Annotated in this window: 19 protein-coding genes and 4 pseudogenes; 14 read left to right on the plus strand and 9 right to left on the minus strand. The window is 72.0% G+C overall.

Annotated features, from left to right (window positions below; translation table 11 throughout):
* Positions 1–59: 59 nt before the first annotated feature.
* Positions 60–1,280, minus strand: coding sequence for an IS110 family transposase (locus tag OG386_RS40795; RefSeq protein ID WP_328787263.1), 1,221 nt, complete (start codon positions 1,278–1,280; stop codon positions 60–62).
* 243 nt (positions 1,281–1,523) lie between these two features.
* Here OG386_RS40795 and OG386_RS40800 point away from each other — a divergent pair, with 243 nt between their 5' ends.
* A complete protein-coding gene (locus OG386_RS40800; RefSeq protein WP_328792370.1) occupies positions 1,524–1,883 on the plus strand; it encodes an MmcQ/YjbR family DNA-binding protein in 360 nt (119 codons plus the stop codon).
* A 186-nt stretch (positions 1,884–2,069) separates the two neighbouring features.
* On the plus strand, positions 2,070–4,151 hold the full coding sequence (locus tag OG386_RS40805; RefSeq protein WP_328792371.1) for a PP2C family protein-serine/threonine phosphatase: 2,082 nt from the start codon (positions 2,070–2,072) through the stop codon (positions 4,149–4,151).
* Between the two features lie 70 nt (positions 4,152–4,221).
* On the opposite strand, the gene OG386_RS40810 is transcribed toward OG386_RS40805, so the two are convergent.
* Positions 4,222–5,235: an NADP-dependent oxidoreductase gene (locus tag OG386_RS40810; RefSeq protein WP_328792372.1), complete on the minus strand. Its 1,014-nt coding sequence runs from the start codon at positions 5,233–5,235 to the stop codon at positions 4,222–4,224.
* 185 nt (positions 5,236–5,420) lie between these two features.
* Here OG386_RS40810 and OG386_RS40815 point away from each other — a divergent pair, with 185 nt between their 5' ends.
* Entirely contained in the window at positions 5,421–8,759 is a 3,339-nt protein-coding gene (locus tag OG386_RS40815; RefSeq protein WP_328792373.1) for a BTAD domain-containing putative transcriptional regulator, read from the plus strand.
* Positions 8,760–8,764: 5 nt separating this feature from the next.
* Here the strand turns inward: OG386_RS40815 and OG386_RS40820 are convergent, their stop codons facing one another.
* Entirely contained in the window at positions 8,765–9,313 is a 549-nt protein-coding gene (locus OG386_RS40820) for a DUF4262 domain-containing protein (protein WP_328792374.1), read from the minus strand.
* 201 nt (positions 9,314–9,514) lie between these two features.
* On the opposite strand from OG386_RS40820, the gene OG386_RS40825 reads away from it, so the two are divergent.
* Both OG386_RS40825 and OG386_RS40830 read left to right on the plus strand, forming a co-directional pair.
* Entirely contained in the window at positions 9,515–10,045 is a 531-nt protein-coding gene (locus tag OG386_RS40825; protein ID WP_328792376.1) for a hypothetical protein, read from the plus strand.
* Between the two features lie 86 nt (positions 10,046–10,131).
* Positions 10,132–10,374, plus strand: a pseudogene (locus OG386_RS40830) (contact-dependent growth inhibition system immunity protein); the annotation flags it as partial.
* Positions 10,375–10,521: 147 nt separating this feature from the next.
* Here the strand turns inward: OG386_RS40830 and OG386_RS40835 are convergent.
* Positions 10,522–10,934 (minus strand): annotated as a pseudogene (locus OG386_RS40835) (dienelactone hydrolase family protein); the annotation flags it as partial.
* A gap of 270 nt (positions 10,935–11,204) precedes the next feature.
* Here OG386_RS40835 and OG386_RS40840 point away from each other — a divergent pair.
* The 4 genes and pseudogenes from OG386_RS40840 to OG386_RS40855 form a co-directional block, all read left to right on the plus strand.
* Complete coding sequence (locus OG386_RS40840) at positions 11,205–11,663, plus strand: MarR family winged helix-turn-helix transcriptional regulator (protein ID WP_328792377.1); 459 nt, start codon at positions 11,205–11,207, stop codon at positions 11,661–11,663.
* Between the two features lie 26 nt (positions 11,664–11,689).
* Positions 11,690–13,099, plus strand: coding sequence for an MFS transporter (locus OG386_RS40845; protein ID WP_328792379.1), 1,410 nt, complete (start codon positions 11,690–11,692; stop codon positions 13,097–13,099).
* A gap of 114 nt (positions 13,100–13,213) precedes the next feature.
* Entirely contained in the window at positions 13,214–13,507 is a 294-nt protein-coding gene (locus tag OG386_RS40850) for a DUF1330 domain-containing protein (RefSeq protein WP_328792380.1), read from the plus strand.
* 556 nt (positions 13,508–14,063) lie between these two features.
* Positions 14,064–14,531 (plus strand): annotated as a pseudogene (locus tag OG386_RS40855) (DoxX family protein); the annotation flags it as partial.
* A gap of 210 nt (positions 14,532–14,741) precedes the next feature.
* On the opposite strand, the gene OG386_RS40860 reads toward OG386_RS40855, so the two are convergent.
* The gene (locus tag OG386_RS40860; protein WP_328792381.1) at positions 14,742–15,002 is read right to left on the minus strand and encodes a hypothetical protein; all 261 of its coding nucleotides are present in this window, start codon (positions 15,000–15,002) and stop codon (positions 14,742–14,744) included.
* Position 15,003: 1 nt separating this feature from the next.
* Here OG386_RS40860 and OG386_RS40865 point away from each other — a divergent pair, with 1 nt between their 5' ends.
* On the plus strand, positions 15,004–15,342 hold the full coding sequence (locus OG386_RS40865) for a hypothetical protein (RefSeq protein ID WP_328792382.1): 339 nt from the start codon (positions 15,004–15,006) through the stop codon (positions 15,340–15,342).
* 480 nt (positions 15,343–15,822) lie between these two features.
* Here the strand turns inward: OG386_RS40865 and OG386_RS40870 are convergent.
* From OG386_RS40870 to OG386_RS40880, 3 genes and pseudogenes are all read right to left on the minus strand, one after another.
* Positions 15,823–15,915 (minus strand): annotated as a pseudogene (locus tag OG386_RS40870) (DUF2975 domain-containing protein); the annotation flags it as partial.
* A 116-nt stretch (positions 15,916–16,031) separates the two neighbouring features.
* Positions 16,032–16,811: a ribonuclease BN gene (locus OG386_RS40875; RefSeq protein WP_328792383.1), complete on the minus strand. Its 780-nt coding sequence runs from the start codon at positions 16,809–16,811 to the stop codon at positions 16,032–16,034.
* A 218-nt stretch (positions 16,812–17,029) separates the two neighbouring features.
* Positions 17,030–17,758, minus strand: coding sequence for a VOC family protein (locus OG386_RS40880; RefSeq protein WP_328793535.1), 729 nt, complete (start codon positions 17,756–17,758; stop codon positions 17,030–17,032).
* Between the two features lie 334 nt (positions 17,759–18,092).
* On the opposite strand from OG386_RS40880, the gene OG386_RS40885 reads away from it, so the two are divergent.
* The 4 genes from OG386_RS40885 (at position 18,093) to OG386_RS40900 (ending at position 20,428) form a co-directional block, all read left to right on the plus strand.
* Positions 18,093–18,476, plus strand: a complete 384-nt coding sequence (locus OG386_RS40885) for a PRC-barrel domain-containing protein (RefSeq protein ID WP_328792384.1) — start codon at positions 18,093–18,095, stop codon at positions 18,474–18,476.
* A gap of 149 nt (positions 18,477–18,625) precedes the next feature.
* Complete coding sequence (locus OG386_RS40890) at positions 18,626–18,781, plus strand: DUF6131 family protein (protein ID WP_266601219.1); 156 nt, start codon at positions 18,626–18,628, stop codon at positions 18,779–18,781.
* Positions 18,782–18,912: 131 nt separating this feature from the next.
* A complete protein-coding gene (locus tag OG386_RS40895; RefSeq protein WP_078909548.1) occupies positions 18,913–19,086 on the plus strand; it encodes a CsbD family protein in 174 nt (57 codons plus the stop codon).
* A 217-nt stretch (positions 19,087–19,303) separates the two neighbouring features.
* Positions 19,304–20,428 (plus strand): glutamate--cysteine ligase, encoded by a 1,125-nt coding sequence (locus OG386_RS40900; protein ID WP_328792385.1) that lies wholly within the window; start codon positions 19,304–19,306, stop codon positions 20,426–20,428.
* Between the two features lie 13 nt (positions 20,429–20,441).
* Here OG386_RS40900 and OG386_RS40905 read toward each other — a convergent pair whose 3' ends face one another.
* Complete coding sequence (locus OG386_RS40905) at positions 20,442–20,927, minus strand: DUF6328 family protein (protein WP_327387638.1); 486 nt, start codon at positions 20,925–20,927, stop codon at positions 20,442–20,444.
* Between the last annotated feature and the right edge of the window lie 93 nt (positions 20,928–21,020).

The following is a 21,020-nucleotide window of genomic DNA, read 5'->3' on the forward strand; positions in this document are numbered from 1 at the left end:
GCCTACGCCCGAGCGGTCCGCGCGTCCGTGCCGAGGCCCGATGAAGCTCCTATTGGCTGTCAAGCAGTGGTGAGCCAGTCGCGGTAGGCGTTGGCGAGGTTGTCGTCGCGGCGGGTGCCGCGTTCGATGCATGAGATGACCGATGGCCAGACGCCGAAGTGGTGGGCGACGGCGGTGAGGGTGATGTTCTTGGCCTGGCGTGTGGGCCGCAGGTCCGCGACCTCGGGGACGGCGACCGTCGTGGTGAGGTAGCGGAACACTTCCCGGGCGATGGCCCGTTTGAGGAGGCGGATGATCTCCTTCTTGGTCCGGCCGGCCGCGGTCTGGCGGGCCACGTAGTCGCGGGTGCGCTGGTCGCTGGCCATGCGGACGAGGGCTATCCGGTAGAGGGCCGCGTTGGCGGCGCGATCGCCGCCTCGGGAGAGGCGGTGACGGTTGGTCTTCCCGCTGGAGGCAGGAACGGGGGCGACCCCGCACAGGGCCGCGAAGGAAGCTTCGGTGCGGAGACGGTCGGAGTTGCCGCCTGCGGTGATCAGGAGCTGGGCCGCGGTGTCGGGGCCGACGCCGTAGGCGCCCCGCAGGCCCGGATTGTGTTCGGTGACCACACTGTCGAGTGTTGCTGTGAGCTCGTCGTGTTCAGCGGTCAGGGCCTGGACGCGTCGGGCGAGGCTCTTCAAAGCGCTCAGCACGGCGGTGTGGACGGCGTCTGTCGTTGCCGTGAGCCGCAGTCGTGCCAGGGCATCCATGAGCGGCTTTCCCCGCAGGGCCCGATAGCGGGCGCGGATGGTTTCGGGGGCGCTGACGAGGATGTGCCCGATCTGGTTCATGGCGGCGGTGCGGGCTTTGACCGTGGACCGGGCGGCGTTGTGGAGGGCGCGTATGCCAGTGACGGTCTCGTCCTTGGGCGCGCTGGAGGCGCGTCCGGAGAGTGCGGCGCGGGCGGCGGCGTAGGCGTCGATGGGGTCGGACTTGCCGCTGCGGCGGCGTTCGGCGCGGTCGGGGCGGTTGACTTCGAGCACGCTCAGGCCATCGGCGACGGCGGCGCGGGTGAACCCGGTTCCGTAGGACGCGGTGCCTTCCACGCCGATCGCGATCACGTCCCCGTGGGCGCAGAGGAAGGCCAGGGCTGCCGTGTATCCGGCGGTGGTGGTGGGGAACTCTGCGTCGGCGAGGTGGCCGCCGTTGTCGGTGATGACCGCGACGTGGATGGTGTCGGCGTGCGAGTCCACACCGCCGAACACCCACTGGCCGCTCGTGCCCGCTGTGTCCGCTGCTGTCATGCTGGAGGCGCCTTCCTAGCCGGAGGTGACACCGGCCAGGTGGGACAGACAGGACATTGAGGGGGCTTCTGACCAAGCTCCTATCAGGTCATGTTCCACCTGGCCGGAGCCATGAAGAACGGGCCCGGCAGCCGGACGGTACAGCGGGAAGACAGCCCAGCAGGGCGTCAGTCAGTGGCAGAGCCACGACCACCGGAACCCGCTACGAGTATCAATGTCAGTGGCCTGTCGTACGGTCAGGGTGTGTGCACGTCCGACGAAGTCCGTGAAATCGCCCTCGCCCTCCCGGAGACGACCGAGAAGGAAGCCTGGGCCATGCCCACCTTCCGGGTCGCCGGAAAGATGTTCCTGACGCTGCCCGACGACGAGACGTCGCTGGCCGTCCGCTGCCCCAAGGAGGAACGCGACGAGCTCGTCCGCGCCGAGCCCGAGAAGTTCTGGGTCGCGGACCACGAGGCGTCCTTCGCCTGGGTACGGGCGCGCCTGGCGGCCCTCGACGACAGCGACGAGCTCCGTGCCATCGTCGTCGACTCCTGGCGCCAGGCCGCCCCGCCCGGCCTGCTCAAGGACCACCCCGACCTAGGGCCCCCGGGACCGGCCTGAGGCCCCGGGCGGGGCCGAAGAGGGCTCGTACGGGCTCGCCGGGACGGGCGGGTACCGACGGGAAGGGGGATATGGAGAGACCATGGTCAGGTGCGAAACGTTCCCGGGCGTGATCAGCAGGCCCACCGGCGTGCGCTGAGAGAGGCACTGGTCGGGGCCTGTGCCGATGCGGGAGCGTCCATCGGCATGCTCTACCTGCCCGACCCCGACCCCACCCGGCGCGTACTGCACCTGACACTGGCCTCCGGGCTCTCCCGCGAGTTCGCGGCGCCCTGGTCTCGGGTCGCCCTGGACGACCCCATTCCAGTGGCCGACGCGGTCCGTGAGGGCCGGCTCGTCTGGCTCGGCGGCCAGGAGGACACGGCCCGCCGCTATCCGCGCCTCGGCCTCGTCCTCCCGTACGACTTCGCGCTCGCCGCCGTCCCCCTGACCGGGGAAGCCGCAGGTAGGGCCACCGAGCCCACCGGGGCGGGCCTGCTGTTCCTGTGGCCGGGCTCGCACGGGCCCGAGCTCGACGAGCGGGAACGCAAGGCCCTGGAATCGGCCCGCGGCCTCCTGACGCGCATCCTGCTGCGCGCCGCCGCCGACGGCCTGCCGCTGCGGCCGACACCGCATCCGACCATCCTGCGGCCGCTCCCCGCACCCACACCGGGCCCGGCCGAGGCGGCGGCCACCATGGCCTTCGTCCGGCGCCTCCCCGGAGGCAACTGCGCACTCGACCTGAACGGCACCATCACCTTCATCACCCAGGAGGCGGCCGACCTGCTCGGCGCGCCCGTCTCCGGCCTGCTCGGAGCCCTGCCCTGGGAGGCCCTTCCCTGGATGGACACCCCCGCCATCGAGAACCACTACCGGGCCACCGCGATGAGCCGGCTGCCCCGGAGCTTCACCGCCGGACGTCCCACCGGACAGCAGCTGTGCTTCGAGCTCTACCCGGACAACACCGGCATCAGCGTCCGCATCACCCCGGTCGGCGATCGGGCCGCCTCACCGGCCCCCCTCGTCCCGGCGGACCCCGAGCAGACCGCACCCAGCCGGGCCACCGCGCTCTACCCGCTGATGATGCTGGCCGTCACCCTCACCGAGGCCGCCCACGCGCAGGACGTCGTGGAGAAGGCCGCGGACCAGATCGTTCCCTCCCTGGGAGCGCACGCCCTGGCCATGCTGGCCGAGCAGGACGGGCGGGTGCGGATCGTCGGTCACCGCGGGTACTCCGCCGAACACCTGGCGGAGCTCGACGGCACCCCCGTCTCGGCCGACACCGCCATCACCCACATCCTGCGCACCTCCACCCCCCTGTTCTTCGGCGACGTGGGCGAGCTCCTGGCCGCCCACCCGGACGCGGTGGTCGAGGAGGGCATGGCCGCCTGGGCGTTCCTGCCGCTGATCGCCTCCAACCGCCCCATCGGCTCCCTCGTCCTCGCCTACGCACACCCCCGAGTCTTCGCCCCCGGCGAGCGCGCCGTCCTGACCTCGATCGCCGGGCTCATCGCGCAGGCCCTCGACCGCGCCCGCCTCTACGACGCCACCCACCAGCTGGCCCGCAGCCTGCAGACCGGCCTCCTGCCCCACACCCTGGCGCGCGTCCCCCGCCTCGACGTGGCCGCCCGCTACCTCCCGGCCGCGTACGGCCTCGACATCGGCGGCGACTTCTACGACCTCATCCGCATCGACGACACCACCGTCGCGGCCGCCATCGGTGACGTACAGGGCCACAACGTGAATGCAGCCGCCCTCATGGGCCAGGTCCGCACCGCCGTCCACGCGGGCGCCGGCGCACCCCCGGAAGAGGTCCTCGCCCGCACCAACCGGCTCCTGACCGACCTCGAACCCGGACTGTTCACCAGCTGCCTGTACGCCCACATCGACCTCGTGGGCCATACCGTCCGCCTGGCCTCCGCCGGCCATCCGCCGCCGCTGCTGCGCCACCCCGGCGGGACGACCGAGATGCTGGACCTGCCGGCCGGACTCCTCCTGGGCATCGAGCCCGGGGCCTCGTACACCGCTGTCGAGATTCCCTTCAGCCCCGGAACCCTCCTCGCCCTCTACACCGACGGGCTCGTCGAGGCCCCCGGCCGGGACATCGAGGACGCCATCGGCGCGGTCGCGGGCCTCATCGGCGATGCCCCCGAGGACCATCCGCTCGCCGACCTGGCGGACGAACTCATCGAGCACGCCCACCGCGACGGGCCCCGCCGCGACGACATCGCCCTCCTCTTGCTGCGCACCGAGGGCCCGGGCCCCTCCGCCGCTGCGCACCGCATCTGAACCGCCGCCGGCACGTCGGGGGCCCGCCCGGGGCGGCGGCGCTCAGCGGCCGGCGCCCAGTGGTCCGGGCTCAGTGGTCCGGGCCCAGCCGGACCAGCATCTTCCCGGTGTTGGCGCCGCTCAGCACTCCGAGAAAGGCGTCGGCCGCCCGCTCGATCCCGTCGGCGACGGTCTGCTCCGTGCGCAGGGTCCCGTCGGCCAGCCAGCCGGCCGCCTTGCCGATCCACTCGGGGAACAGGTCGAAGTGGCTGGAGACCAGCATCCCCCGCAGGGTCACCTCCTGGGCCGCGGCCCGGAAGAGGTTGTCGGGACCAGGTGCCGGCCGCACGGCGTTGTAGCCGCTGATCGCGCCGACCATGGCGATCCGCCCACCGGGACGGATCGCGCCGATGGCCGCCTGGAGGTGGTCGCCGCCGACGGCGTCCAGGTAGACGTCGATGCCTTCGGGGGCGGCCTCGGCGAGCTGTCCGGGGAGATCGCCCCGGCGGTAGTCGACGGCCGCGTCGTAGCCGAACGCGTCCAGCAGCTTCTTGGTCTTGTGCGGGCCGCCGGCCGAGCCGACGACCCGGGACGCGCCCAACTGCCGTGCCAGCTGCCCGGCGACGCTGCCCACCGCCCCGGCCGCCGCGGAGACGAAGACGACATCGCCCTCCTCGACCGGCGCGGTTCGGGTCAGCGCGACGTACGCGGTCAGGCCCGTCGCGCCCAGCGCGCCGAGGTAGGCGGTCGGCGGGGCGATCGAGGTGTCGACGACGGTGGCGGCGCCGGCGTCCAGGGCCGCGTACTCCCGCCAGCCGAGGAAGTGGGAGACGGTCGCCCCGACCGGAACCGAGGCGGACCGGGAAGCGACCACCTCGCCGACCGCGCTGCCTTCGAGGGCGGAGCCGAGGGCGAACGGCGGCATGTAGGAGGGGGCGTCGTCCATCCGGCCCCGCATGTACGGGTCCACCGACATCCATGTGTTGCGCACCAGGATCTGCCCCTCGCCCAGCTCCGGGAACGGGGTGGCGACGAGCTGGAAGTTCTCGGGCTTCGGGGTACCGGTGGGGCGGGAGGCGAGGCGGATCTCACGGGAGACGGTCATGGCGCGTTCCTTCCGGTGCGGTTGAGGACCGCTCGTTCGCGGTCACAGGAACACCTTGCAAGGGGCCGCGCACGGGCGACGCACGGATGACGCACGGGCCGCGCACGCGCTGCGGACGCGCGGGGTTCCGGGGCCACCGGCGTTCTGCCCGCGGCCTGTTGACGAGGAAGAAGTAACGTTGCGGCATGCGTTTCGAGGTGCTGGGACCACTGACCGTACGAACCGACGAGGGGACCCCCGTCCCCGTGCCCGAGGCGAAGGTCCGGGCGCTGCTGGGCGCTCTGCTCGTGCGGTACGGGCGGCCCGTGCCCGTGGACCGGCTGATCGACGAGCTGTGGGGCGAGGACCTGCCGGGCAACCCGGGGAACACCCTGCAGACCAAGGTCTCCCAGCTGCGGCGCATCCTGGCACGGGCCGAGGAGGGCGGCCGGGCCCTGGTCGGGTTCGGTCCGGCGGGTTATGCGCTCCGGGTGGCCGACGAAGCGGTGGACGCGGGCCGGTTCACCGAACTGACCGCGCTCGCCCGCAAGGAGGACGGGGCGCGGGCGCGGGCCGCGCTGCTGTCGGAGGCACTCGGGCTGTGGCGGGGTCCCGCCTACGCCGACTTCCCGGACGCCGCCTTCGTACGGACCGAGGCCGTCCGGCTGGAGGAGCGGCGGATCACCGCGCAGGAGGACCTCGCCGAGGCACGGCTGGAGTTGGGCGAACACGTCGTACTGGCCGACGAACTGGGCACGCTGATCACGGAGCATCCGCTCCGGCAGCGGCTGTACGCGGCCCGGATGCGGGCGCTCTACGGTGCGGGGCGGCAGAACGAGGCGCTCGCGGCCTACCGGGAGTTGACGAAACGGTTCGCGGAGGAACTGGGCGTCGACCCTGGCCCCGAACTCGGCGCGCTGCACGAGGCGATCCTGCGGCAGGATCCGGAACTCACGGCCGGGCCGGTGCCGGTGCCGGTGTCAGTGTCAGTGCCGGAACCAGCGCCGGTGCCGGTGCCGGTGCCCGCCGTCGTGGAGGCGCGGCCGTTCCGGCCCGGGACGAACCTGCCCACTCCGGTCAGTTCGCTCGTCGGGCGCGAGGAGGCCGTCGCCCGGGTGTGCGCGGCGGTCGAGGCCGGCCGCCTGGTGACGCTGACCGGCCCCGGTGGCGTCGGCAAGACCCGCCTCGCGCTCGCCGCCGCGGCCCGCCTCGCCGCCGCCGGGTCGGGTCCGTTTCCCGACGGCGTCCGCTTCGTCGAACTCGCGGGCGCGCGGGGCGGCGTGGCCGCGGTGATCGCGGCAGCCCTCGGCGTGCGCGAGGACGCCGACGGCGGCGCCGGCACCGGCACCGGCACCGGCGCCGGCACCGGTTCGGGAGGCGAGGCCGCCGCCCGGGACCGGCTGGCCACGGCGCTCGGAACGCGCCGGCTGCTCCTCGTGCTCGACAACTGCGAGCACGTCGTCGCATCCGTGGCCGCTCTGACCGGGCAGCTCCTGCGGCAGGCCCCCGGGCTGCGTGTCCTCGTCACCAGTCAGGAGCCGCTCGCCCTCGCCGGCGAGACACTGGAAACCGTCGCCCCGCTCGAGGGGGCCGAGGCGATGGAGCTCTTCGCCGCCCGCGCCGCCGCCGGCACGCCCGGGTTCACCCTGGGCCCGCACAACGCCGAGGCCGTGGCCCTGGTGTGCCGCCGCCTCGACGGACTCCCGCTCGCCCTCGAACTCGCCGCCACCCGGGTCAGGGCGCTCGGCGTGCACGCGCTCGCCGAGCGGCTGCACGACCGGTTCCGGCTGCTCAACCAGGTGCGACGGGACGCGCCGGCCCGGCAGCGGACCCTGCGGGCGGTGATCGACTGGAGCTGGGAGCTGCTCGCCCCGGCCGAGCAGACGGCGCTGAGCCGACTGGCCGTGTTCTCGGGCGGGTTCACCCTTGAGTCGGCGGAGGCGGTGTGCGCCGCGGGCGACACCGCCGCCGAGGACGTCCTGGACCTGGTCACGCGGCTGGTGGACTGCTCCCTGGTCGTCGCCCCCTACGCTGGCGGCGGCGATGCGGGGGCGCCGCGCTACCGGATGCTGGAATCGGTGACCGCGTACGGCCTGGAGCGGCTCGAGGGGGCGGGCGAGGCCGCGGCCGCACGGCTGCGGCACGCCGAGCACTTCGCCGACCTCGCCGAGCGGGCCGCGGCCCACCTGCACGGTCCCGAACAGCGCGGATGGCTGCGCCGTCTCGACTCCGAGGGCCTCAACCTGCGTGCCGCGCTGGACGCGGCGGTCGAGGCGGGAGCGGCCGGTGCGACCGGTGCGGCACTGCGGCTGGTCAACGCGTCGGCCTGGTACTGGTTCCTGCGCGGCCGGATCGGCGAGGCGCGTACGGCGTTGGGGTCCGCGCTGGCGTGCGCGGCCGCTGCGGGAGGGCAGGACGGGCCGGCCGTCGCCGGTGCGCGGGCCCGGCTGGCCGCCTTCGCCGTGCTCGCCGGGGACGACGGCCTGCTCGGCGGCGACTTCGACGGCGCCGACCCGCGGGGGAGGTGGTTGCTGGAGTTCGCCCGGATCGGTTTCACGAACGGGTCCGATGTCGATGCCGCTCCCGGCGTCGCCGCCGCAGCCGGGGACGACGACGTCCTCGAAGGGCTGCCGGCGGTGTTCCGGGGCCTCGGCGACCGCTGGGGCGAGGCCGCCGCGCTCAGTGGCCTCGCCACCCGGGCCCTGTACCGGGGCGACCTCACGGAGCTGCGCCACAACGCCGAGGCCGGGGCACGGCTGTTCGCGGAACTCGGCGACCAGTGGGGCCGGCTACAGGCTTCGGAGCAGCTGGGCGTCCTCGCCGAGATCAGCGGCGACTACGCACGGGCCGCCCGGCTGCACGAGGACGGCGTACGGAGCGCGCGGGAACTGGAGCTCTTCACCCAGGTCTCCTTCCGGCTGGCACAGCAGGGCCGCATCGCCCTGCTGACGGGGGACACCGCACGGGCCGCGGACCTCCACGAGCAGGCCCGGCGGCTGGCCGACGAACAGTCGCACCGGCCGGCCCAGCAGTTCGCGGAGATCGGCCTGGCCCTCGGGGCCCGCCGGGACGGCGACCTGGACGCCGCCGAAGCGTGGTTGCGGCCGTGGCTCGATTGGAGCCGCAGGCTCGGGGTGGACATCAGCGTCGCGCTGATCCTGGCGCAGCTGGGGTACGTGGCCGAATTGCGCGGTGACGCCCCGCTCGCGGAGGCCCTGCACCGGGACGGCCTCGCGGCGGCCCGCCGGTCGGGTGACCCGCGCGCCCTCGCGCTGGCCTTCGAGGGGCTGGCGGGGGCCGGGTCCGTGGCCGCCGCCCCGGGGGACCGGGCCGCCGCGGCTGCGGCGCTCCTCGGTACGGCCGCCGCGCTGCGGGAGTCCCTCGGTACCCCGCTGCCGCCGGCGGAACGGCACGACGTGGACCGGGCTGCGGCCCGCCTCCGCGCGCGGCTGGGCGACGACGGCTTCGCCACCGCGTTCGCGCGCGGCCGCGCCCTGTCGCCGCAGGCGCAGGCCGCCGCGCTGATCGAGCGCGCCGGGCCGTGACCGCGTCAGAGTTCGGCGGTCCAGACCCCCACGGGGTGGTCGTCGGGCGCTAGCCACAGCCGGGGCTGCGACGCCCGGTGGACCTCGCCCGCCCGCTCCTCCCAGTGGAAGCGCCCACCCGCGTCGGGCCACGTGACCTGCAGGAAGGGGAGCGGGGGCCGCCGGTAGAACCCGATGGCCCGGCCGAAGAAGGTCCGGCACCAACGCATGTCGACGCTTCGGAGTCGCACCGGCCCGCCGTCCACCACGCCCTCGTGTTCCTGCCCGTCCGCCGCCGCGGCGCCCGTGGCGGCCAGCTCGCCGAGCACGTTGAGCATGCGGTGCATCTCGTGGACATCACGTCCGAACGTGCACAGTTCGGGGGCGCCGTGCGTGTGGGCGAGACCGATCGTGTAGGCGAACCCGGGCCCGATCTCGTCCTCGGGGACCATGACCACGTGCCAGCCGTGCCGTCGCACGTCGGCGATGATGCGCCCGCCCACCCGGTCCGCCTCGGCGCGGTCGCCGTAGTCGTGGCAGAGGACGCAGCGGCATTCGAAACGATCACGGAGCATGCGGCGAGGCTACGGGGCCCGCGGGGTGTGCGACTCGGCAGGGTCGACGGCTCGGCATTTTCGGCCATTTCTCGGTATCACGCTGACATGCTCCTGACAGTTCAGGGTGGCTGTGGGACTCTCCCGGCACGCACTCCGCACACTCTGTGAGGCCCCACGCCTCGCCCACCCCCACCAGTACGTGGCATGGAGGAGCGAACCATGAGGCACAGCACCCACGGCACCCGCATCTCACGCTTCGCCGGTATCGCGACGCTGGTCGTCGCGGCGGCGTTCACCGGCACCGGCACCGCCCTCGCGCACAGCACCGGCTCCTCGGCCGTCGACCAGAAGGTCGACGGCGTGATGGTGGTCGCCGGCAACAGCTGTAGCTGGACCAACGCGAGCACCAGCGCCGTCCCCCCGAACGCGCTCACCGTCGACCGCACGACGATCAACACCCCGGGCGGCAACCTGGCCTGTGGCGGCGGCATCGCCGCCACGCTCAACAACAACCCCGCCTTCACCTTCGACGACGCCGCCGGCACGGCACGGACCGACCTGATCGACATCACCGGCAGGCAGAGCTTCATCTCCTGCCGCTACAAGGCGACGGGCATCGTGTGGGACCGCGACGCGACGAGCCGGAAGTACGTCAACCGGGCCTTCACCGCCGCCAAGACCTCTGGCAGCTTCCTGTGCCCGGGATCGGTCACCACCCCGGCCGGGGACGCCTCCATGCTGTTCCACTGAACCGGAGCCCGGCCGCAGCCCGGACGGGGCCGGGCGGACGGGTCCGGTCCCCCGGCCCCGTCCGCCCGACCCTCGAGAACGGGCACATGCCCCGTCTTCTCCACCTCGACCGCACCCTCGACGAGCTCGACGGACCGCCGTGGCCCCCGCCGCCCTCGCCCGCCACCACCCTGGTCACGAAGGTCCACGCCCTGCGCCGCAAACGCCTCGGCGACCTGACCCCGGCCGACCTGCGCACGCTGATCACGCAAGAGGTGGGCCTCCCTTACGCATTGCCCCTCGCGGTACGCCTGCTCCTCGAAGACCCGCTGCTGGACGCGTACTTCTACCCCGGGGACCTGCTGCTCGGCGCCCTGGGCCGACCGGAATCGGCCCGGGCGCTCTTCCCGGACCCGCTCCAGCAACGCCGACCGCCCGTCCGGGCCACCTGCCACGATCGCCCGCGGGCCCGCCGGAACTCCAGCAGCCCCTCGTCCGATCGGGTCTTCCGACCCGACCCCGGCCCACACCGGGCAGCGAATGCGCGCCGCCTCGTCCGGTCGGCCCGTGGTCAGTGCGTTGACCGTCCCGATCGCGCGCAGGTTGACGCCGTCGCGCCCGAGTTCCAGCCCGACGGCGCCCCCGGTGCCGTAGCCGACGGCGGCGATCCGGTCGGGTCGGTCCGCGGTTCGGTGCGCAACACGTCGAGCGCCGCATGGCCGATGCCCCGCATCCGGTCGGGATCGGCGAGCAGCGGCAGGCAACGGGCCAGCATCTCCTCGGGGTCGCCCAAATGGCGCCCGTCGTGAAGGTCGAAGGCAAGCGCTACGTATCCCAGTTCGGCGAGACCATCGGCCCGGCGGCGCTCGACGTCGCTGAGCCCCGTGCCTTCTGGTCCGAGCGCAGTGATCGTCGAGCCCGGTCCGGCTGCTGTTCTGCCGCTGGCAGAACAGCGCGGGCATCCCTCTGAAATGCGGCGAGGGCTCACGAGAACCGTCACGAACCGATCGACGGGTTCAACGCTGGCGTGGACTCCTGCCAGCGGGTCCAGAGGTTCGACACCCACGTAGAAGATCCCTCGGCCGCGCTCAACGCGGCTGGCACGGTGCACTCGATGGCGGCCGTGAGCCCCGATCCAGAGATACATAGACGATTCATATAAAGTTGCTATGCTTCTGGCATGAGTCGCCGAGACGCCGCGCACGGCGCTTCCGATGCCATCGGGTCAGCCCTCTACGGTCTGGCCACCAGGGCCGTGAGACGCCTTCCCCGCGACATGAGCCTGACGTCCGCCGCCACCTTGGCCACCCTGGACAAGACCGGCCCGCGACGGATCACCGATCTGGCGGTGGCCGAGGGCGTCACCCAGCCCGCGATGACCGTCCTGGTCCGGGTGATGGAGGAATCCGGGCTGGTCGAGCGGAAGGGCGATCCGTCCGACAAGCGGGTCACGCTGGTGTGCCTGACCGAGGCCGGCGCGTCGTACGTCCGGTCGCGACGCCAGGCGGGCGTCGACGCGTACGCGCGGTTGATCGACGAACTCACCGCTGACGAGGTCGAGGCCTTGGCCGCAGCCCTTCCGGCGCTGCTGCATCTGGCGGAGCTCGAAAGCCGCGCCCGAGAGGAGTCGGAGCGGTGACCGCGGCCCAGGCTCATGACCAGCCCATGAGCCCTGCCCTGATACGTTCCGAAGCACGTCTACTGGTCCCCGCCCTGATGTTCATCGCCCTGGTCGTGGCGGCGGTCGCCAGCCTCGGGACGCCGCTCATCACCAGTGTGGCGACCACGTTCCACGTCTCCCTCGGCAGTGCGCAGTGGACGCTGACCATCGCCCTGCTCAGCGGCGCCGTCGCCACACCCGTCCTCGGCCGGCTCGGGGCCGGTCCGCACCGGCGGGCCACGATTCACGCCACACTGGCGATCGTCGTCGTCGGCAGCGCGCTCACCGTGCTGCCGCTGCCGTTCGCCTGGCTGCTCGTGGGCAGAGCGGCCCAAGGCGTCGGGCTCGGTCTCACGGCGCTGTTGATGGGCGTGGCCCGCGACCATCTTCCCGAGGAGCGCAGCGCGGCCACGATCGCCCTGATCTCGGTGGTCTCCATCATCGGAGCCGGCGTCGGCTACCCGCTGGCCGCGCTGCTCGCCGAGTTCGGCGGACTGCGGGCCGCCTACGGCCTCGGCCTGCTCGTCACCGCCATCGCGTTCGTGACCGCGTGGCGCTCCGTGCCCGCAGCTCCCGAAGGCCGCTCCGCTCACGTGAACGTGGCCGGTGCGCTCGTCCTGGCGGGTGGACTGCTCCTCGTCCTGTTCCTGGCCGGCGAGAGGAGCCTGTGGAGCCGACACCTCGCCGTGGCGGTGACCCTTGCCGTCGCCGCCGTACTCCTGCTCTGCGTCTGGACCGTTTCCGAACTGCGAACCGAGACGCCCCTGGTCGACGTCCGGGCGGTCCGGCACCCGGCGGTCGCCGGGGCGAACATCGCCATGTTCGTCGGCGGGAGCGGCATGTACCTCCTGCTCACGCTCATCACCCGCTACGCGCAGACGCCGCACGCCGCCGGCTACGGCTTCGGACTGACCACCTTCGCGGCGGGGCTGGTCCTCATCCCGTTCTCCGTGCTGGGGTTCGTCGCCGGCAAGCTCACGCCGCGGGTCCGCGAACGGATCGACGGCCCTCTGCTCCTGGCCGGCAGCGCCGCCATCGTCGGCGGCGGGTTCGTCCTGTTCGCCACGGCCCGGTCCAACCCAGCCGAACTGCTCGCGGCCATGGGCGTGCTGGGCTTCGGCGTCGGCAGCTTCTCGGCCGCCATGCCCGGCGTCATCCTGGCCGTCACCCCCAAGAACGAGACGTCGAGCGCCATGAGCTTCAACTACGTCGTCCGCAGCGTAGGGTACTCCCTGGGCAGCGCCATCGGCGGTCTGGTCCTGGCCGCCGGCACCGCCACGGGCCGCCTCTTCCCGAACGAAGACGCCTACACGACCGCGGCGCTGGTCGGCGTCGCCGCGATGGCGATCACGACGATGGTCAGCCTCGCCCTCGCCCGCCGACGCTCACCCGGGACCAGTCGAACCGGAAGCTGAGGATCGAAGCCGTCCGACTCCGACGTCGTCTCCGTCGGCTCGCTGACCCACGGCGCGCCCATGAATCTGAGCATGACATGTTTCTGAGCATCAATTCCGAACACAGGAGGTACCGTGGCCAAGGGCTACTGGGTCAGCGTCTACCGCACCATCGCAGACCCCGAGAGGCTTGCTGCCTACGACGAGCTGGCCAGTCCAGCCGTCAGGGCCGCGGGCGGGCGGCTGCTCTCCCGCGGTAGCCGGGTCGTCGCACACGACGCCGGAATCGCCGAGCGCACCATCCTGGTCGAGTTCGACAGCTTCGAACAGGCGGTCGCCGCACGCGCGAGTGCGGCCTACCAGGAGGCGCTGGCCGCACTTGCTGACGGCGTCGAGCGCGACTTCCGCATCATCGAAGGCCTCGACTGACGATCGAGGCTGCGTCGGCGACGAACACGAAGCCGACTGCGGGGATCACCCCGGCTCGTCAGCGCGCCGCACCGTCGCGAACAGCGTCAGGCCACTGGCATCGGCGGTGATGTCCAGTCCGGCGACGGTTCCCGGCGGCACGGCGGCGCGCCGGCGCGCCGGCACGGACGTCGGCCTCGATGTCGGGGGTGGTGCGTTCGACGAGGTTCCAGCGGCCGATGTGGGTCAGGAACCCCGTCCCCACGGCAGAGCCATCGGATCGCCCGCCCAGGCCACGGTGTTGGAGGCTGACCCGCGCAGCAGGATTCTGGGGTATGCCGGCTCGCTCCTGGCAGCGCCAGCAGATGCTCAGCGCGGTCCGTTCAATCGATGTCACAACCCACCCCCGGGCCCCGGACGACGCTCAACATCACCACCAACGACACTGAGCCGAATGGTGACGGCCGACGGGCGCTCAAGGCTTCAAGATCATCCCGTTGCCCCTTTGGCGCGCATCTCGGTCACACCCCCGGCTCCGACGGTCGAACCGGATGGCGGGGGTCCTCGTGTGAGGGTCATGAACACGCCTTCTGCCGGCCTCCGTGCGAGAGCCTCCGAGTACGCACTCCTCCCGCTGCGCCTCTTCCTCGGCGTCACCTTCGTCTACGCCGGTCTGGACAAGCTGACCGACCCGGCGTTCCTGTCCGCCACTGGCGACGGCTCGATCGGCCAGCAGATGGAAGCGGTGCGGGACGCCGCCGGCATTCCTGCGCTGATCGACCTCTCCCTGACCAGACCGGTCGCCTTCGGCATCGCGATCGCCGCCGGCGAGCTGGCCGTCGGACTGGGCGCCCTGGCCGGTCTGCTGACCCGGATCGCGGCTCTCGGCGGTGCCCTGATCTCACTCAGCCTGTGGCTGACCATGAGCTGGTCGACCACCCCGTACTACTTCGGTGCGGACGTGATCTACCTGCTGGCCTGGACCCCGCTGATCCTCGCCGGCGCGCCGGTCCTGTCCCTCGACGCGCTGCTCCACCGGCGACGCGGTTCCGCCGCCCGGGCACGTACCGACTCCGGCCCGACCCCGACGCCCGTCGGATCCCGCGCCGGTGCCCGGCGGGCCCGCGGCCGGGGCCGGGCCCGGGCGCGGGTCAGTCCGTGATCCGCTCCAGCGGCCGGACCGCCTCCGTCCGAACATGACGGAGCCCCCGCTCCAACCGTCCGGGAGAGGGGGCTCCACTCGATCAGGAACGGCTCAGAGGACGCTCTTCGACGCGCTGTCGACGACGCACTCCTTGTACTCGCTGCCGTCGCCCTTACCGGTGTACGCCGTGGTCGCATCGGCCTGCTTCGACGCACCCGCCTTGACCGTGAGCGCGGCGACCTTGGCCTGGGCGGGGGTCGCCGCCGAGGCGGCGCTCCCGCGGAACTTCATCGTGATGTTGTACGTGTAGTCCACCGAGCCGCTGTTGGTGACGGTGATCTTGGCCACGAGGTTCTTGCCCGAGGCGTCCATCTTGCACGCGTCGATCTTGATGTCGCGCTCGGCCTTGTTGTTGCTGGACCCGCCGGTGACCGAGGAACTGCCCGAGCTGCTGCCGGTGCTGCCGCTCGTGCTGTCGGTGCCGTTGCTGCCGCTGCTGGTGCCGCCGCTGGAGCTGCTGGAACCGCCGGAGCTCGAGCTGGAACTGTGGCTGCTGCCACCGCAGCTGCCGCCGTGGGAGCCACGGGCTCCGGTGAGTGCGAAGATTGCGATACCGAATACGGCTACCGCGCGGACATGGCGAAGCTTCACGTCAACCCCGTTGAAATATCAGTATGCGAGAGCCCGACTTGATGGGCGCATGACACCTTAGCAGCGGATGCGGGCCCCCCGTCCCACCCGCATGCCGCGTGTCCCGTACGCCGCAATCCGCGCCCCATCACCTGGGTGTGGTCTGCAACTACTTGGGTGTGACCCGGGTCCGGCGCCCTTGCGTGTGCACCGTAACAGGGCGGTACGACAATGCCGTTGACGCTCGCGTCCACTGGCAGCGGCGAGCGTACGGCTCGAAGTCTCCCGGACGGTCCGCACCTTGGCGCCCAGGGATCTACGCCGCGCCGCAGACCCGTTGCAGTCGTACAGGCGGATCCCCTGATCCCGGCATGGCGCGGGGCGGAGCCGGTGCGGGGTGGGGAGCCGTCCTAGCCGGCGACTCCGCCGGCCGGCGCCGCTTTCGGGACGGCGGATCGGACCGCACGCCAAGGCGCTCCGGGACGGACGGGCCTGCCCAACGGCGAACCACCGCCCTGGGTACCTCCCGGAGCAGGTCGGCGGATGCGATCCCTGCGCGGTCCGCCAGCCCGAGCATGGCCACGCCGACCCCGCCCGTGACGGCGGTGACGCCCGGGTCCTCCCGCTGGCCCGGCGCACGGGCGGCCGTGACCGCGACAGGCCCCGTGACGGCGGACTTCCGGCTCAGCTCCGGCCAGGCCGGCCTCGGTCCGTCGACGACTCGTGGGACCACCCCGTGCCCGTTCCCCGTCCGCCGCTGGGCTCGATCGTCTACCCGGGCTGAGGAGGGCCGGACCGGCGCAGTAGTCCGTCGTGGAGCAGACGGCCGGCGAGTGCGCCACCGAAGATGACGACGCCGACGCCGACGAGCCAGGTCTGGATGACGAGGACGGTTCCGAAGGGGCCGTACGTGACGGCGTTGGAAGCGATCAGCGGCGAGAAGACGAGCCGGGAGAAGATCCGCAGCCCGAGCAGCGCGAGCATGGTGGCGACCGCCCCGGGCAGGAGAGCGGTCCATGCCACCCGGCCGCCGAGCAACAATCGCTGTGACCACCAGAAGAAGAGGGTGCCGATGGCCACCGTGACGAACCCGCGGGCCGGAGACTCACGCCAGGGCGGTGTGATGGCCGACAAGTACAAGACGCCGACCAGCACGCCGAGCCAGACCACGTGCCGCCATTTGGCCCACCAGCGGGCCGGGGGCAGGTCCCAGATCCTTTCGTAGCCGCTCTGCAGCATGGTCCCGAAGGACAGCCCGAACACGGTGAGCACGGCGAGGCCGAATGCCGTCGTGGTCCGCCATGCCTGGCCGGGCAGCGCGAACAGCCGGTCGAGTTCCGCCCTGGCGGCCGGCGACACACCGAGCCCGTCCCCCAGCCATTGCGCGAAGCCCTGTCCGGTGGCGGTGTCCGCTGCAGATACGACGATCAGTAGCGGTACCAGCGTCAGGAACCCCAGTGCCGAGAACCCCAGGGAGCGCTGCCACAGTTCGACGTCCTGGATGCGCCCCCAGTGGTGTCCGGCCCGCACACGGCGTATCGCGCTGCGCATCCGTCCGACGGGCGACAGCCGACCGGGCCCGCCCGACCCGGTCATATCGCCGGGTCACGCCCGGACGGGTCGTGGCGACCGCTGTTCCGTGACCGGGAGCGATGGGCCGGGGGTGAAGTGACGAGCATGGCCGCTCCAGGTGTCGCTCCCACGATAGAACTCTCCTGTCGGGGAATCCATCGGCACGGCCTTCGCCCTGGTCGAGCAGGTCAGGGCGGTCAATCCTGCGGTGTCACCACGGTGAAGAGCGCCCCCTCGGGATCGGCGAGGACGATCGACCTGCTCACGCTGGACGTCTGTACGGGTGATGCGGTCCTGCCGCCCAGCCGGATCGCGGCCTCGACCACCGCCTCCAGGTCGGGCACGCGGAAGTGGACGTGCCATCGGGGACGGACCTCGGGGTCCGGTGCCTCTTCGAGCGCGCCGCCGCTGATGCGGGCCACGGTGTCGTGGCCGTGGCGCAGGACGACGTGGGCGTGCTCGTAGGAGACCGCGCAGCAGCCGGGACGCGAACCGGCCCAGTCGAGGACCTCCCCGTAGAAGATGGCGGCCGCGAACGCGTCCCGCGTCCGCAGTTCCAGCCAGGCGGGTGCACTCCCGCGGCCGACCGACCAGTCGGGTACGACCTCGCCCTGCCAGAAGCCGAAAACGGCCCCGGCGGGGTCCGCCGCCAGGGCGATGCGGCCGGTGCCGAAGGCCACGGGTCCGACCGCCATGGTGGCGCCGCGTTCGAGGATCCGGGAGGCGGTCACGTCGGCGTCCTCGACCGCGAAGTACGGCGTCCACAGCACCGGCGCGCCGGCGCTCCCGGCGAGTGCGCCGATGCCCGCCACGGGCGCCCCGTCGCGGAAGGCGACCATGATGCCCCCGCCGAGGTGGGTGGGGCGGAAGTCCCAGCCGAGCACCCCGGCGTAGAACCGCTGTGTGGATTCGAGATCCCGGGCCAGCAGGCTGACCCAGCACGGGGAACCGAAGATCTCGTGGCTCGAAGTCGACACAGCTGTCAGCCTCATTTGCCGTTGGCGGGGGACGGGACCCTTCCACCGTAGACCGGGCGGCGGCGCTGGGCCGCGAGGCGCGGTTCGAACCGGGCGATGTCCCTCTTCGGCCGTGTGGCGGGCCCCGGGCTGCCCGCTCCGGTGTTTGGCCGACGGCAGGGCGGGCAGCCGCGTGAACACGTAGGGCCCCACGACGGAGGTCCGGCGTGTCGCGGTGCGTCCGTGACCGGTCGGTCGGGAACGCGACGCGACGGGTCACACCTACCGGGAGGAGTTGTTTCGCGTGACCGAGCATGTGTGGAGCTTCCGGCCGGCATCGGGCCACCTGACCTGGGCCGATCTCACCGGGTACAAGGTCGAGGCGACCGACGGTCACATCGGGAAGGTCGACAAGCACTCCTACGACGTGGGTGATGCCTACCTGGTCGTCGACACCGGTGTGTGGATCTTCGGCAAGGAGGTGCTCCTCCCCGCGAGCACCGTGTCCCGGATCGACCTGGAGGAGGAGAAGGTCTACGTGAACGCCGACAAGGACCGGATCAAGAACGCCCCCGAGTTCCACCGGGAGAAGCACCTCCAGGACCCCGGCTACCGCGAGGAAGTAGGCAGCTACTACGGCATCACGTGGCTGCCCGGCGAAGGCCCGGTGGGCAGCCACCGCGGATGAGTAACGCGCCCTCGACGCGCCGGGATTTCCCGTCACTGAAAATTGGTGGGCATCGAACCGATAGAAGTGGATTTCGAGGGTAGACGCCTCATAGAAGCCCCGGCGGATCCAACTGTTCCGCCGAATTCCGAAGCGGGAACGAGGAAATCATGATTGTTGTCGGGCTTATTCTACTGCTCGTCGGATTTCTGACCGGGATCTCCATCCTGTGGACCATCGGGATCATCCTGCTCGTGGTCGGTGCGGTGCTGTGGATCTTGGGCTCGGTCGGGCACGCGGTCGGCGGCCGGCGCCACTACTACTAGTCGGTCGGCCCTACGCCGTACGAGCGATGCCGGGGCTCTGACTTCGGCCATCGAAATTCCGGCCGGATGAAAGACGCAGTAAGACGCACGCAGTCCCCATTTCGGTTCGATTCCCCAGGGAGTGATCAGCTGTGTCGGACAAGGAGAAGAGCCGCGCCAAGGCCGAGCAGGCCAAGGGAAAGCTCAAAGAGACAGCAGGGCGCGCGGTGGGCAATGAACGCCTGACCACGGAGGGCCGTGCCGAAAAGGCCAAGGGCGACGCCCGCCAGGCCAAGGAGAAGATGAAGGATGTCTTCAAGCGCTGACGCGCACCAGCCTCTCCGCCGAGGTCCCGCACCCACCACGGGTGCGGGACCTCGGCACGTCCACGGCGGTACCGTCCGTGACGGCGGATGCACGCGACCGCGATACGTGTGAACGTGAGACGGCAAGGTTTCCGCGGGTGCGTGCGGCATCGGGGCGCTCACCTCGAACGCGGCCACCTGTATCGATCTGAACCAGGGAGCGATGGGCGGCGGCGGAATGCGAAGCGTGGGCGTGGAAGAAGAGCTGTTGCTGGTGGACGCTGCCACCGGTGAGCCGCTGGCCGTCTCGGGCGCGGTCCTGGCGGCGGCGGACCACTGCACGGGGGAGTGTTCCAAGGGCGGGGGAGCGAAGGAGCACGTCTTCGAGAAGGAGCTCCAGAGGGAGCAGGTGGAGTTCGGCACCAAGCCCGTGACGGAGATGGGCGAGCTCCGGGAGGAGATCGTCCGGTGGCGTACGGAGGCGGCCCGGCACGCGGCGTCCGCCGGAGCCCTCGTGGCGGCCCTCGGCACGTCACCCCTGCCCGTGCGGCCCTCGCGCAGCGCCGGCCAGCGGTACGAGTGGATCGCCGAGCAGTTCGGTCTGACCGCGCAGGAGCAGCTCACCTGCGGATGCCACGTCCACGTCTCGGTCGAGTCGGACGAGGAGGGCGTGGCCGTCCTGGACAGGATCCGCCCCTGGCTCGCCGTACTGATCGCGATGAGCGCGAATTCCCCCTTTTGGCAGGGCACGGACAGCGGATACGGAAGCTACCGGAGCCGGGTGTGGAACCGGTTGCCCTCGGCCGGGCCGGTGGACGTCTTCGGGTCCGCCGACCGCTACCACGAGCAGGTCCGCACGATGGTGGACACGGGCGTGCTGCACGACGAAAGAATGATCTACTTCGACGCGCGCCTGTCGGCCGTCTACCCCACGGTGGAGATCCGGGTCGCGGACGTGTGCCTGGAGGCGGGGACGACGGTGCTCCTGGCCGCTCTCGTCCGCGCGCTGGTCGAAACGGCCGCCCGGGCCTGGCGGGCCGGGGAGCCGCCCGCCCGGGTCGATACGGGCCTGCTGCGACTGGCCGGCTGGCGGGCCGGGCGGTCAGGGCTGGACGGACCGCTGCTGCATCCCCTGACGATGCGGGAGACCGCTCCCGCCGACGCCGTACGGGCCCTCCAGGAGCACGTCCGCCAGGCGCTCGTCGATCACGGCGACCAGGAACGGGTGAGTGCGGAGATCGCCACCCTGCTGGAACGGGGCAACGGAGCCCGCGTCCAACGCGCGTTGCTGGCCGAGCGAGGTGATCTTGCCGGCGTGGTCCTGGGCTGCGCCGACACGACGACGGCCGCACCCGCTTTCTGAGGCCGTCCGCCGCTCAGTCGGCTGCGGTGTAGCGAACGCGCGCCCAGAGGGGGAGGACGAACCAGCACAGGAGGTACCAGGCCAGTACTCCCGCGACCAGCCACGGCACGACGGCGTCGTCGGTGGCCACCCGCAACACCAGGAGCAGGGCGGACGTGCAGGTGGCCAGGAGCAGGATGAGTCCGGTGAAGGTCAGCCGAGAGGCCCATGCGACCGCCTCGGGTTTGATCTGGCGGCCCGAGACGATGCGGTGGAAGGAGACCGGGCCGATCAGCGCCCCCGTCGCCAGTGCGCCCAGCACCACGGTCACGATGTAGATCACCTTGTCGGTCTGGGGCAGGGCCTGGAAGTGCGGGGTGAAGGCGACGGTCAGCAGGAAGCCGAAGAGGATCTGCACGCCCGTCTGCGCAACGCGGATCTCCTGGATGAGCTCCTGCCACTGCCGGTCCGCGCGTTCCTCCGCGCTCTCGCTCCGCCCGTTTCGGGCATCGTGTGCCATGAAGCCTCCTCGTGTCCGTCGGGGCCGTCGTGCATGCGGGGAGACTGCCGTGCGGTCGTGCCGGACTGCCGGCGGACCACGCGTATGCAGCGG

This window comes from Streptomyces sp. NBC_00273, from assembly GCF_036178145.1.
GTDB lineage: Bacteria > Actinomycetota > Actinomycetes > Streptomycetales > Streptomycetaceae > Streptomyces.